This window comes from Nostoc sp. FACHB-280 (assembly GCF_014697615.1).
Lineage (GTDB): Bacteria > Cyanobacteriota > Cyanobacteriia > Cyanobacteriales > Nostocaceae > Nostoc_B.
This window is the reverse complement of the sequence record NZ_JACJSD010000008.1, coordinates 24,922-38,846: the sequence shown is the minus strand read 5'-3', so window position 1 is coordinate 38,846 and position 13,925 is coordinate 24,922. Positions and strand designations below refer to the sequence as shown.

At 39.2% G+C, this 13,925-nt stretch carries 11 protein-coding genes; 4 read left to right on the top strand and 7 right to left on the bottom strand.

All coding sequences use genetic code 11. From position 1 onward, the window contains the following. Window positions 1–188: 188 nt before the first annotated feature. Window positions 189–1,352, bottom strand: coding sequence for a helix-turn-helix domain-containing protein (locus H6G75_RS07950; RefSeq protein WP_190979411.1), 1,164 nt, complete (start codon window positions 1,350–1,352; stop codon window positions 189–191). A gap of 726 nt (window positions 1,353–2,078) precedes the next feature. Continuing rightward, window positions 2,079–3,356: a hypothetical protein gene (locus tag H6G75_RS07945; RefSeq protein WP_190979410.1), complete on the bottom strand. Its 1,278-nt coding sequence runs from the start codon at window positions 3,354–3,356 to the stop codon at window positions 2,079–2,081. A gap of 616 nt (window positions 3,357–3,972) precedes the next feature. Between H6G75_RS07945 and H6G75_RS07940 the strand changes: the two genes are divergently transcribed. Then, window positions 3,973–4,296 (top strand): hypothetical protein, encoded by a 324-nt coding sequence (locus tag H6G75_RS07940; RefSeq protein ID WP_190979409.1) that lies wholly within the window; start codon window positions 3,973–3,975, stop codon window positions 4,294–4,296. 80 nt (window positions 4,297–4,376) lie between these two features. Here H6G75_RS07940 and H6G75_RS07935 read toward each other — a convergent pair whose 3' ends face one another. Beyond that, window positions 4,377–5,609 (bottom strand): glycosyltransferase family 4 protein, encoded by a 1,233-nt coding sequence (locus H6G75_RS07935; RefSeq protein WP_190979408.1) that lies wholly within the window; start codon window positions 5,607–5,609, stop codon window positions 4,377–4,379. Between the two features lie 157 nt (window positions 5,610–5,766). Between H6G75_RS07935 and H6G75_RS07930 the strand changes: the two genes are divergently transcribed. Both H6G75_RS07930 and H6G75_RS07925 read left to right on the top strand, forming a co-directional pair. Further along, window positions 5,767–6,723 carry a glycosyltransferase family A protein gene (locus H6G75_RS07930; protein ID WP_190979407.1) on the top strand — a complete coding sequence of 319 codons (957 nt, stop codon included), beginning with the start codon at window positions 5,767–5,769 and terminating at the stop codon, window positions 6,721–6,723. A 365-nt stretch (window positions 6,724–7,088) separates the two neighbouring features. Next, window positions 7,089–9,305, top strand: a complete 2,217-nt coding sequence (locus H6G75_RS07925) for a family 10 glycosylhydrolase (RefSeq protein WP_190979406.1) — start codon at window positions 7,089–7,091, stop codon at window positions 9,303–9,305. 500 nt (window positions 9,306–9,805) lie between these two features. Here the strand turns inward: H6G75_RS07925 and H6G75_RS07920 are convergent, their stop codons facing one another. Then, window positions 9,806–10,489: a calcium-binding protein gene (locus H6G75_RS07920; RefSeq protein WP_199337751.1), complete on the bottom strand. Its 684-nt coding sequence runs from the start codon at window positions 10,487–10,489 to the stop codon at window positions 9,806–9,808. A gap of 76 nt (window positions 10,490–10,565) precedes the next feature. Here H6G75_RS07920 and H6G75_RS07915 point away from each other — a divergent pair, with 76 nt between their 5' ends. Next, window positions 10,566–10,703 (top strand): hypothetical protein, encoded by a 138-nt coding sequence (locus H6G75_RS07915; RefSeq protein WP_190979405.1) that lies wholly within the window; start codon window positions 10,566–10,568, stop codon window positions 10,701–10,703. 190 nt (window positions 10,704–10,893) lie between these two features. On the opposite strand, the gene arsS is transcribed toward H6G75_RS07915, so the two are convergent. The 3 genes from arsS to arsM are packed head-to-tail and all read right to left on the bottom strand — an operon-like array spanning window position 10,894 to window position 13,864. Continuing rightward, window positions 10,894–11,883: an arsenosugar biosynthesis radical SAM (seleno)protein ArsS gene (arsS, locus tag H6G75_RS07910; RefSeq protein ID WP_190979404.1), complete on the bottom strand. Its 990-nt coding sequence runs from the start codon at window positions 11,881–11,883 to the stop codon at window positions 10,894–10,896. Between the two features lie 38 nt (window positions 11,884–11,921). Continuing rightward, on the bottom strand, window positions 11,922–12,881 hold the full coding sequence (locus tag H6G75_RS07905; protein WP_190979403.1) for an inorganic phosphate transporter: 960 nt from the start codon (window positions 12,879–12,881) through the stop codon (window positions 11,922–11,924). Window positions 12,882–12,895: 14 nt separating this feature from the next. Next, window positions 12,896–13,864 carry an arsenosugar biosynthesis arsenite methyltransferase ArsM gene (arsM, locus tag H6G75_RS07900; RefSeq protein WP_190979402.1) on the bottom strand — a complete coding sequence of 323 codons (969 nt, stop codon included), beginning with the start codon at window positions 13,862–13,864 and terminating at the stop codon, window positions 12,896–12,898. Window positions 13,865–13,925 lie beyond the last annotated feature (61 nt).

Below are 13,925 nucleotides of genomic sequence, written 5' to 3'. Positions count from 1 at the left end.
CTTGTGAGAAATCCAGGGGTGTGGGAGGGGTGGGAAGTGTGGGAAGTGTGGGAGGATGGTGAAAAAATCTTTCTCCCCACACTCCCCTCTCTCTCCACACCCGCTACCCATACGTGAGAAATTCGGGTTATGGGGTTTCGCCGTGAGCATCAGCCGAAAGGTATCAGGGTTTTGAATAAGTACACGCCCTACACTTTTAAAATAATGTGTTTTTTAGCATCAATACTAATTAAACCTTGTTGTTGTAATTTGCCTAGCAATCTTGTCACGGTGACTCTGGTAGTACCGCAAGCACTGGCTATATCTTCATGAGTCAAGCGGACGCTTAAGCGAGTCCCTTCTGCTACTGGTTCACCAATTTCCTGTTTGAGAAGTTCTAATAAATGCTGTAACCTATCTTCGACTAATTGCTTTTTGGAGATGACTAAAAATGATTCTGTTTGTTGTAACCGTTGATTGATTTTGGGTAACAAAGTATAACTCAATGCAGGCGTAATTAATATTTCTGACGCATAAATTGGTACTAACTCCACATCAGATAAAGCAGTGGCTTGGTAAATAGATAAAGAAGTCATCCCAGAACCAAACACCATTTGCGTTTTTGCCAATCCTAACAAGATTTCTTCGCCAGTTTCACAAAATGTGCTGAGTTTGACTAAACCTTGAGAAATATACCAAACAACTGAGTTATTCAGAGGAATTGTTTCACCTTTAGGATATTTGTATTGAGGGCGATTTTGGATGAACTCGCTGTAATTTTCGGTTGATTGTGATTTTGTTTGTTGGCGATCGCCAATATTTCGCAGCAACCAAAGTAAATTAACAGTGTTACCTTCTGGGTTACGGATGACTCTGACTGTAAAAGCTGCGTCAAAATATTCGCCATAACGTTGTTGCAAACGAATAATTAACTCTTTGGTTCTATCTATTTGATCTAGCTGATTGAGTTCTTGGCGAAAGTGCTGCCGTTCTTCTAAACAAACAAAGTTAATCATGGCTTTGCCGATGAGAAATTGTTTGGTAATATTCAATAATTTTGCGGCGGCTAGGTTGGCGTTTTGAATAATCCCTTCTCTATTGGTAACTAAATAGGCATCTGGTGCATACTCAAACAAATCCTGGTAATTTTGGCGTTCTGTTTCTAACAAATTTTGTGTTTCTTTCAGTGTTTCATTTTGCTGATACAGTTCTTCTGCCGCTAACTGTAACATCTTGGAAGTACTATATAGTTCTTGATAAGCTTGGGGTAGCATATCGGCAGGAATCCAAGGCAAAATACTAGCAGTTTGGTACAAATCTGCTAGAGGTTTGTGCAAAGCTTCTAAACGTTTGATAAATAATTTTATATTCATCTTCTCGTCCTGCTATCTGCTTGCATATATAAGAAATATCAACATTTAAAAATTTTATTAGACAAAATTATTGGTCTGATAAACTGCATCATGATGATTTTTATCAGTAGCATTTGCAATATTGAAATTGATTACTTTGTTAATAATTTAGGCTCATCAAGGCATAATAGAAAGTTGGCTTATTAAGCTTTTGCTATTTTATGATGTTATGCAAATTCTCATATTTTACATATAGCAATGCTAAATAAGTTACCAAATTTGTCTTCTGTGTCTCCCTCATTGCTTTTGTTCATATATAAAATAGGATTGCTATATAGTGATTTTGAGCATTCTTGAGGATTTAGAAGGATTTATGAACACAGATTCAGCCTAAACCTATCTTACAGCTTATTAGTAGATGTTGCTTTTACCTTTGTGATAAAAGTTTAGAGTTTGCTCAAAAATCTGTAATAAAAGGGCTGAACTGAGATGGCGATCGCACAAATATGGGTGAGATAATTTGTCAGTATCAGGAATAATTTATTTTTGGAAAAGCCCTAAATTGAGAATTTTAGCTCCCCAACTTTGGAAAAATCGGGGATATTGTTATTTACAAGTGGTGTAGAACTGCTATAGCTTAACGATAGGTGTGAATCTTATTGCTAACTTCTATCAAAGGAATAAACACACTACTACCGCAGGTATAGCTTTACCGATAGTCAAGTCAGAGGAATTACCGAATTTTTACTACCGTAAACCATCATTATCAATAGCACTATAGCTATCGTTGGCTAAAAGTCCCAACCAGGGATCAGAACTAGGAGTCAAAAAAAGTTGCGCGTAAACTTTCTCGTTCAATTCCGCTATATCAGTAGTTTGTGCTTCTTGAGTAAACCATTGATGAATTTGGCTATGCAACATATATTCATTTCTGATGGAATCTAACGCCATCAAATTTTCAAATTGATTGACTATTTTTCGTAAATTTTCAGCTCCAGTTTTAGGCGATGAGAATTTTTTGGCGCTGATCAAAGCGATGCTATTTTGATCTAGTTTGGCATCAGTGGCATAAAGTTGAGCAATTTTATTCCAAGCTTGTTGGTCAGTAATTGCTGCTAAGTTATTACGATTTGCTGTTGCACCAGAACCTAAAGCACTCAGCATCGGGGTTTCGACAGCCATTTTAGTTACCGCCAAAGAACCTGCTATTTCGGCTGTGGGTGATGGGTTTTCTACCAACCTTGGAGGAGATTGAATCCCCAAGCGGGATAAATCAGCAGTCCATTGAGTTTGGATGACATTTAGGCGATCGCTATGGTATTTCTTTAAAAAAGCCTGACGTTGAGCAGCCGGAAGTTTACTGTATTCTTTAGTTGCAACTTCAGCTTGTTGCAACTGGCGTAAAAAAGCTTTGGGGCCGTAAAGTCCAGGAATAGCATCAATCGGACGACCAGAAGCATCTAATATATAGTGAATGCTGTTGCCTGTAATGGTTCGCTCTAATTTGCGACCATCCCCAAAATCAATGGTAACTTTGGGTACAGGTCTCACAGATTGCCAGTGTAAAATAAAGCGATTTTGCAAAACTTGAGAAATCGCCGCATTGGGATATAGTGCTACGCGAAAAAACCGACTATTGGCACAGCTTAAATCTTGATCTAGTTTGCCTAATAAACGCAGAGATAAAATAGGTTTACCGCTAACTTTGGCTGCTGCTTTCGCGGCTTCTAAGTCAGTGTACCAATACAACCGCGAAGCGTAACAATCTCGCTGTTGACAAAGTTCATCTAAGGCGGCGCGAATTTGCGGATTTGGCAAAACTGCACCTGAAGAAGAGGTATTGAGTTCAGTTTTGTGAGTATTGAGGAATTTTTGCAATCCCTGATTTCCCTGTTTTCTTAGCACAGCCACTTCTTGAGATAGTGCAGCAGTTTCACCGGTGGACGTTTGTGCTTGCGCTGTTGACCAAAAATTTACAATCACCAAACTCAAAACAAAGGCTTTTGTGAAGTTTTTCAATGTCATATATTCCTAGATAAATAGAAATTGCAGTAGTAAAGACATCTATTTTGTGGGTCTAAATCAGCAGATTCAGATTTTATGTTTATAACTCAACTACAGGTGCGATCGCCAAATGGAAATTTTAGTCAGTAGTTACTCCATATAAAGACTTAATATGCAATTTTAAAGTTTCTGTATTGAATTAAAAGTGATCAAGCTGATATACATCTATTAATTAAGAGTTAGTAAAAACTTGATGGAGACAACATAATCAACATAATTATTGATAAAAACTTTATATATTGATACCCTGTCAATCCTGAAATATGCGAATAAATTGCAGCCTGATAAATATTAATGGACGTAGTAAAATACGTAATTTTGCTCTTCAGAAATTAGGAACTATTCTTTTATAGTGCTGATAGTTGCGTTGCTCCGATTTGTGAATCAAGCCCTTATTTATTATATCAGTGTGCATCTATCAGTTGATTTTTTAATGTTTTTTTAGATGAGTTTTATTTCAAATAATGCTTTTAAATAGCAGCATTAATGATGTTTTCTTCAGGAAGATAAAACTCAGAAATTTAGACTTATAGCACAATGCAACGTTAAACAAAAGTTCCAACACTACACCACTGCAATGAACCAATATACTTGTCCTTTACTAGCACTACTTTTAAGTGTAGTCTCTAGTTTTATTTGCATTCCTTGTCGCGCTCAAGTTACTACAGAAGCTAAGGCGACTGAGTTAGATAGCAACACTTCATCTGAAAATACATCATTGAAGAATGATGAGCGATCGCTAGTCAATAATGCAGATAATTCTGCAAGTGCTAAATCAACAACTATATCTGAAAGTGTTGAAAATACAGTTGCTGTAACTAATAACCCCACCAAGCCTCAATCAGTATTTCGCGTTCCCATCAACAGTAAAATTTTTGCAGCTCCTTCGATGCAGCAGTAGAATCACACTGAAATTTAATTAACTCAAATCAAATCCCCGAATTTTCCAAAAAACCGGGGATTTATTTATGCACACATAATTTAGGACTGCTGTAGCAGAACTTGTTCATAAAGTTTTCCAGCAATATCCCAGGTGAATTCTGTTTCTACTAATTGTCTACCTTGTTCAGATAATTCTAAACGCAGTTGAGGGTTAGCAAATAATTGACTAATAGCTGTGACATATTCTGCTGGCGTGTTAGCTCTCAAAGCGCGTAGTGGTTGATCTGCAATATCTACAGCTAATCCTTCCAAACCGCGATCGCTTGCTACAACGGGTACACCAGCGGCCATCGCTTCCAAAGTTTTATTTTTAATGCCAAAGCCAGTGCGGAGCGGCACTACACAAACTGTAGACTGGTGTAAATATTCTGCCATTGAAGCCACGCGCCCAGTCACAATCACACCAGGAAGATTTTTCAACTCTAAAACTTCTGGAGTTGGTCTAGCACCAACAATACTAAAGGTGGTGTCTGGATAATGTTTTTGTAATTGTGGTAAAACTTCCACAGCAAAAAAACGCGCTGCATCAATATTATGTGAAGCATCCATCGCTCCCACAAAAATTAATTTATGTCCGCCTGGGTCTTGTTGACGACAGGGAAACAATTCTAAATCCACACCGTTGGGAATCACTTTAATTTCCAGATCAGGACGCAGTTTGAGAAATTCTTGGCGATCGTCTGTGGTTGTCACCACAATGTTAGAAAACTTATTACAGTAACGCTGTTCGTAGCGTTTGAGAACCAGAGACAAATAAAGGCGATCGCGCGTTGCATTTTGCGCCGCACCCATTTCTAAATGATCACGAATCCAGCCGTAAACAGAACTGTGAACATCAACCACCGTATTTACTAGATGACGGTAGTCTGGCTGAATATAAATTTCATTGACACTATGTTCACAAGTAATCACATCGCACTTCTTAGCGCGGACATATTCATCGACCCAAGCTTGAATCTCTGGAGAATAGCGATGGAGTACATTTGGCGGTGTAGCTTTGAGTACCGACTCTAAAAAGCGCACTGTTTTACCGAATAAACGAGCGATCGCATTTTTTTCTTGGGGTTCCGACGGTAAAGGAAAAACAATCAATTCACTCACATATTTCCGTAATTCCTCTATCTCGGCTGATGTTGTTTCCTTGTTACTCTGTGTAATTAAAGTTACGTCGTGGTTATATTGAAGATATCGCAGTAAATTAAAAGTTCTAATTTCTGTGCCTCCACGACTCGGCGGGTATGGAAATGTAGACGATAGCATTAATATCCGCATATAATTTGGCTGCTCCTTTTTTATTAAAAATCGTGATGCAGTTAAATTGTTAATCGATAATACTTTAACTTTTATTTTGTAAAATGTAAGCTGATTTCACTCTAGTCATAATCATCATTTTTTCAGTCTATCTCTGGTAAATTTATCAGCTAAAAATATGAATAATAAACCGCTACTTACTATCATTACTCCTACATTGGGTAAATTTTCTGACTATTGGCTAGAAAGTCTTTTAAAGGTGGAAGGTTCTGTAGAATTTATTTTAGTTTACCCACCCAAAGTCAAACCCAAACAAATTAACGATCCCAGAATTAAAGAAATCATCAGTCCCTATAAAGGCGAGATGCCACAAAGGTTTGTCGGCTTACTTAATGCCCAAGGAGACTATATTTTAGCCTTAGATGATGATGATTATGTGCATCCCCAAGTTTGCGAATTATTAGCTAAATACTTTCAAAGATTTCCTGAAAGTTGGATGCTACGCTTACAAAAATTGAATATTGATATGAATGATGAAAAACGCATCCAAGAACCTTGGGCAGAAATCCCTGATATTGAGCAACTAGAAATCTGCAAAAAAACTCCTGAAAATCCATATCCTTACCAAAAAGGTAACTACAAAGGTTTACTAGAAGTTCCAATTGCTCCCTTAGATAAAAACTTTGATTGGCGTTATCTTGTTTGGCCATTCTTAACTAGAAGAGACAACGAAGGTTATCATCTAGAAAACTTTAATAACGTTGTTTGGCGCAATGATTTGATTCAGCAAGCACTCCCGGAACTGTCACAAGCAACAAAAGTTATGGGAGCCGTGACTTGGATACCCTCAAGTGGGTTTGATAGATTATCTGGCTTATTTGTCCAAGCTAACTTTTACCAAAAAGATGCTATTATCGGACACTGGATGCCCAAGCCAGCAGAACAGATTAGATATATAGATAAAGATCCAGCTTTAAAACCACCGAGATTCCATGTAATTTCTGATGCTTTATTAATTAAACAATTTCCTCAATATGGTTATTTGTGGAATCTGGTATTTAGCAAGTTATATGCTGTTCCCAGAACCGCCGGGAAATTAATTAGATCGAACTTAAAGAAAAAAGCACAGAAGTAGCACGATTTTGAATAATAGTTAAATTGTTGGGTTTGGCGATCGCTAAACCCAACTTGCTTTTTATAGCATATCTGGGTAATCAGTGATGATTCCCTAAATCTATACAGAAACGTTAAAACTCTCTCCTCTGCTCCTCCGCTTCCGGTCGCCGAGCGTTCGCGCAGCGTCTCCGACAGGAGAAGTCTAGATGCTGCTCCCTCTGCGGTCTTAATGATAATTATTTGATCGAACACAATATAAGCCGTGAACAAAAAACTGTTAACTACGTCAAATGTGCATTAGTTTGACTGGTGCAGTCATTTGACTTTTGCATCAAAGTTAAATGTTATAAATAACTTTCATAACTTAAGTACAACTGCTGACTAATGTTGAATTTTTTCCAATACCAAAGCTTACAAATTTGTGCTTGGGTAGCTAAGTTATTGACTACATTTAGGCAATTTTTAAACTGGCGGTCAATTCAGCGTCTTCTACCAGTTTTGTTTATCGGCGCATTCAGCATCGTAGTATTTTTAGGTAATCTGACACCGACAACTGCTCAAATATCTGAGTCACCCCGCCAGCAAATTCGTGGGGTTTGGCTGACTAATAACGACTTCGATATTATGAAGTATCAAGCCAAAGTGCAAGATACAATGGCTCAATTGCGGCGGTTGAACTTTAACACAGTCTATCCCGTCGTCTGGAATGATGGTTATACAAAATATCCCAGTGCAGTAGCACAACAGCAGGGTATTCCCTTTTTCTTCAAAGGTGCAGAAGGACAAGATATCATTGCTGACATTATTAACCAAGGCCGTCGCCAAGGATTAGTGACTATACCTTGGTTTGAATTTGGTTTCATGGTTCCCTTAACCTCAGAATTAGCATCTGCTCACCCAAATTGGCTGACACAAAAGCAAGATGGAACTCAAACTTCCATTACTGCGGCGGGTGAAGTAGCTTGGTTTAATCCTTTCCATCCCGAAGTCCAAAAATTTATTACTGACCTTGTAGTTGAAATTATTACCAAATACAACGCTGATGGGATTCAATTTGATGACCACATGAGTTTGCCTGTGGATTTTGGTTACGACAGTTACACGATAAAACTATATACAGAAGAAACGGGCAACCCACCTCCACCAAATCCTCAAGCCCAAGCATGGGTGCAATGGCGGGCAGATAAAATTACAGCTTTCATGCTCCAACTTCATCAAGCGGTGAAACAAATCAAGCCTAATGCTATTGTCTCTGTTTCGCCGAATTACTATGATTATGCTTATAAATTTCAACTGCAAGACTGGCTAAATTGGGTGAGGTTGGGTATTGTAGACGAGCTGGTGATGCAAGTTTACCGTAACGAATTAGAAGCTTTTATCAGCCAAATTACTCGCCCAGAAATTATCGAAACACAACAATATATACCTACTGGCATAGGTATTATGGCAGGGTTGCGAAATCGCCCAGTTTCTCTACAACAAATTCAGTCTCAAGTCCGGGCGGCTCAACAACGCGGTTTAGGTGCTGTGTTTTTCTACTACGAAAGTCTGTGGGATATTGCACCTGAACCTGTGGCGCAGCGACAAGCTGGATTTTTAGAAGTTTTTGCCACCCCTGCTTTGCGGGATACTTCACAAATTACCCGCCGCAAGCCTACTTTTGATACAATATCAGTCCCTTTATATACTAAGGGTTCCGTTAGCCAAGCAAGTCGAGGCTATTTTTTAGAAATATCTGTAGCCAACGGTCGGCCGAGACGTGTTTTGTTAGATACAGGTTCAGCAGGTTTAAGAGTACCTCCAGAATTTTTCGGGAATGCGCCCATCCGCAAAACAGGTCAAGTTATCAAGGAAGTATTGAGTGATGGGACAATCTTAGAAGGTGAATTAGTTTATACCAGTTTCCGAATTGGTCTCCTTATCACTGAAGAACCTGTTCCGGTACAGGTTGTGACTAGCCGCAAATGTACTACCCAAAAACCAAATTGTTCGGCAAAAAGTAGTACAGCCTTCTCCGGTATTATCGGTGTCAATTACTTTGAACGGTCACTTCCTTATAACCCGTTGAGAAAATTACCAGGAAATTTGAGTAACGGAGCGATTGTGACAGGGAATGGTGGTACTAATAATAACAGTAGTCTCACCCTTGGTTTGACCGAAAAAAATCGCACAGGTTTTAAGATGGTTTCTCTCAAGCCGCAACCTGCAATTGATGGTATACCTGGCAATAGATGGGATTCTCGACTTAACGCTGTCTGTTTAACTATCTCTGGTAGTGCGATGAAAAATAACTGTAATAGCAGAATGGTTACTGACTCTAGAACTACAACTAGTTTTGTTGAATTGAAGTCCCCAAACCTTGCAGGGAAACTTAAACCCGGAAGGTTACGCCCAGAAAATACTGTGAAGATAGCTATCCCCCAAGTTTTGGATTACAGTTTAGTTCCCGGCAACCGTGAGGGGTTTAATTTGTGGAATATTGCAATTTCTACCCAAGCTGAACAGCCTGTATTTGTGAATAGTGGTATTGGATTTTTTGATCGATACGATGTCCTTTTTGACCCAATTAACGGACAACAGGGGTTTCGTGTTCGTCGTTAGCAAAACTGACGTAAGGGTGTGATATCATTTCCGGCAAATCAGTGATGATTCAACACATCCTTGCAGAAAGACAAAACTCTTTCTCCCCCTGCTCCCTGCCCCCTGCGGTCTTTATGATAAGTCTTTTACCGGACATGATATGAGGGTGTAACGAAAAGAAAAAAGCCGCTGCAATTCTAAGTTGCACGGCTTTCGGTGTGGTATGAGGAGCTTAACTAAATCTCATAATACGGTAACTAACTATTCTGCTGTACGCTCGTAACAATTTTGGTAACAGAAATTTTTGAACACTACAGACTGATAAGTAGCCGTTTTGAACTGCATAGCCTAGATTTGGCTTAATTGTTGTTTAATACCAATTCTGTATGAAGATGCACTGAATTAAAGAACGAACCACAAAGGGCGCATAGACACGAAGTGGCTTCCCGAAGGGTAGGACACAAAGAAAGAAGAGATATAAAGATTAAATGCAACCTCAAATAGAATTGGTATAAGTCCCATTAAGCAATAATGTCGCTTGCCACTAGTTGTGGTGATCCTTCAAGCTGAATCTCGAAATTAGGCGCTAGATTACTATCAGTGTTACCTTGGAGAATACCTCCAGAATAACGGATTTGACCTGCTGCGGTGAATGCGCGAGTTCCAATGAAAGTGAAAGCTTGGTTGCCGCTTATGGAGACGTTAGCATCTATCCTAGAAAGATCGATTCTGTCACCGGCTAAGTCACCGTTTCCCACAAAGTCTTTGATAATATCTCGTAACGAACCAGGTTGACTGTCTGAAGCTAAATCGTACTGGAAAATATCGTTACCAGCATCCCCATAGAGAGTATCTTTGCCAGAACCTCCAATGAGGATATCGTTGCCAAAACCTCCATAGAGGGTATCGTTACCACCCAAGCCAGCGATGAGATCGTCGCCATCCAAGCCAGCGAGAAAATCGTTACCAGGAACACCGCCGCCATTGAGATCATCGCCTGCGATGGCATCAGCATTAGCACCGCCAAAGATGTAATCGTTGCCACTACCCCCGAAGAGTTGATACAAAGTAAAAATATCTTGTCCACTGATAAAGTCGTCACCATCCAATCCGTTGATGGTCACTACACGAAAGTAACCGAAAGTTAAAGAGCGATTGGGATCAATCAAAGTGTCAGGGCCATTTGTACCGTTATAAGTGACCATTAGTATGCTTTTCCTAAACTTAGAGAGTGATTAAAAGGGTAATTAGAAGCGCATTATATCACTTTTCAATCGCGCTGTGATTCGTGTACAAGACCCGATTACTTTACCCAGTCACAGTGAACCAGAAGCAGATGTGGCGATCGTATACGGAAATGAAACTGATTATTTGCCCCATCATTTCTTACCTGTAGGAATGTGGGATATACTCTTTTGAGACAAAATAAAAGCCGTAGAAAAATATAATTTCTACAGCTTTATAGTGTGGTGTGAGGAGACTTAACTAATCTCATCATATAGCTCACAAGAAGATTATTGATCCATACTTAATAAAATTTGCAGCAAGATTCATAGTTTGATGACATAAACCTAAATTATTAGGTTTTTTGCTCTTTCTGTAGTTAATTTTAAACTAAAGCTCCACCACAGCTAGAGCCACTCCCTGCTGTACAACCGTAGCAATAAGCGGCTGTTTGGACTTCAGAAATTAAGTCTAAATTACTAGCCGCTAACAATTGAGCAACTGTTAAGTTTTCCCCGTTGGTATTTTTGGCGGGTAGATTCATCATTTGGTTAAAATCACAGTCATATACATTTCCTAAATAATCAATCGAAAGTTCATTCCGACACATTAAATGCTCAATAGTACTGGCGTTAAAATGGGATTCTAAAAATTGGAGATAGGGAATGTAGAGTTTTTTGCGCTCTAAATACAGCTTTGTTCTACCGACTGGTAAATTGGTGATGGTAAATAGATTATTAAATTTAATATTAAACTTATCTTTTAAAAATCTTTTATAATCTTGCTCTAACTGCTTTTGTTCCGGTGCTAAAGCAAATTTTTCACCTGTGGGTAACTGAGGATTATAAACTAAATCTAAAATTAAATTAGCTTCGTGACCATAGCCAACGCGGTTCAGCCACTGCAAAGCTTTGATAGAATCATCAAAAACACCAGCACCGCGCATTTTATCAACATTATCGGCTAAGTAACAAGGCAGAGAAGCAACTATTCTCACTTGATTTTGAGCAAAATATTCTGGTAAATCACCAAATCCATCGACAAAGTAAATAGTCAAGTTAGAGCGGACGATTACTTGTTTATTAGTTGCTCTAGCGGCTTCTACTAATAATTTAAATCCATAATTCATTTCTGGTGCGCCACCAGTCAAATCAACAATTTCAATTTCGGGAAATTTATGGATTAATTCAATTAACTGTGTGCAGATTTCTGGAGACAGTTCTTCTGTGCGTTTTGGGCTGGCTTCAACATGACAATGGGTGCAAGCAAGGTTGCAACGTTTACCCAGGTTAATTTGCAAAACAGTAATTTGGTTTTTAGTTAATGGTGTATTTAATTTATGGTTAAAGCTAGTAAATTTTGAGGTGGTTTGCATGAGTTGATATGCCTCATTGAAATTTTTTAGATGAATTTTTAGCCTTGTAGTAATCTATAAGCTATACCACTAATAATGGCTGTGGCGGGTACAGTGAAAATCCAAGCAATAATTATCTGCCAGAAAACGCGTAAATTTACTTGTTTAGCGGTTAAGCCAGCGCCTACAATGGAACTAACTGCAACATGAGTTGTAGCAATGGGTAAACCAAAACAAGTCGCTGCGATCGCTAAAAATCCAGTCACTAAATTTGCAGACAAACCTTGAGTAGAATCTATAGTAGCAAGTCTTGTACTCATGGTGGCAGCAATTCTTTGAGAGTTAAGTAACCCACCTAATCCCATCGCCATTGCAATGGTTAACATTCCACCTTGAATGGAAAAATATTCAATAATCAGAATAATCGAAACTAACTTGGGAGTTTGACTGAAGCCTCTGGCAAAACTGACAACTGCTGCACTGATAAAATGCAGAGTATCTACGAGTTTTTGATTAGCCAACCAGTTAAATTGAGAGTTAGTATAGGTTAATAATTTATAAATACCTGCTGCTAATAAAATTGCAATTATAGGACTCAATACTAAAGGTAAAACAAAATATCTAAGTAATACACTAAAATTAACCTTGAGACCGATCGCAACTAATCCTGCACCTAATAACCCACCTGTTAAACTGTGAGTTGTCGAAATTGGAAACCCTGTCAAAGCAGTCATTAACACTGTAACACCAGATGCGATCGCCACGGCTAAATGAATTTCTGGCACATTAGCAATTTCATCAGGAAAAATGCCTTGTCCCGAAAAGTTTTGGACTAATGTACCAGCCATAAATATCGAAGCAACTGCACCCGCAAAGGTCATAATAGTTGCCCAGACAATCGCCGTTTGGTAGCTAGTTGTGCCACTACCAAACAGTGTTGCTACACCCTTAAAATTATCATTTGCTCCATGAGAGTATGCCAGAAATAACGTAGCCAAAAATAAACTAATAATTAACATTTTGGGTTTATATTTTAACAGCAACCACCACCGTTATAGTGCCAGGTTGAATCAGTAATTATGATTTGCTGCGGCTCTAAAGTCGCCAGTTTAGCAGCCGTTTTGTCACAGACTGCGGCGGGAATCCCACGCTGAAGCAGATGTCCTGCGCCATCATCAAATAAAGCTGCTGCACCACAGTAAATGGCTGTTTTGCCAGTAAAAATACAAGCGCCATCTTCTGGAATTGCAACTTTAAAAGCCACCGAATCCAGACTTTCTAGTAGTAGGTTTGCTTCTAAGTTGTAAGTTTGAGCATCCAGTAAGCGATAAGGACGACGGGCGCGAATTTCAATTTGACCGAAGCCAGCATCAATTATGCGCTGGGTATACTCTTCGTAGGTAAGTGCGCCTGACAAACACATAGCGCGTAATTGCTCATCTTGTTGCAGATGGGTAGGAATTGAACGGGTTGCAATGGGATCACTCATTTGCAAACGTCCACCAGGTTTCAGCACACGATATGCTTCTTTTAAAGCTCTGGTTAAATCTTCTGGTTCAAAAATATTGAACAGGCAATTCTGGGCGACAATATCCACCGAAGCATCAGCTACAGGCAAATTAAAAGCATCACCTGGGCGAATTTCGACGAAATTAGGATTAAACCAAGAGTTTTCGCTGGTAGCAAGTTCGAGGTTGCGTGTAGCAGCCTCTCGCATCGCAGCCACGGGTTCAACAGCAATTACCGCACCAGCACGGCGAGAAAAATAAGCGAATTGCAACGCTTCTAACCCACCACCCACACCAACATACAGTACAGTTGGTTGGTTGATCAGTTCTGTTGGGTGAACCGTTGTACCACAACCATAGTTCATTTCTTGCATCGGCAAAGGAATTTTTAAGCCAGGGAATTGCAAGGGTGAACTTTGGACACAACAAAGTCCGACTTCGGGTGTTTCTGCAACTTCACGGTAAAATTCTGCTGCTGTTTCTAAATAAGTCATGACAGTCTGGATATTAGGTGTTTTCGGGAATACTCAACTCTGTGCATCCTAATATAACCAA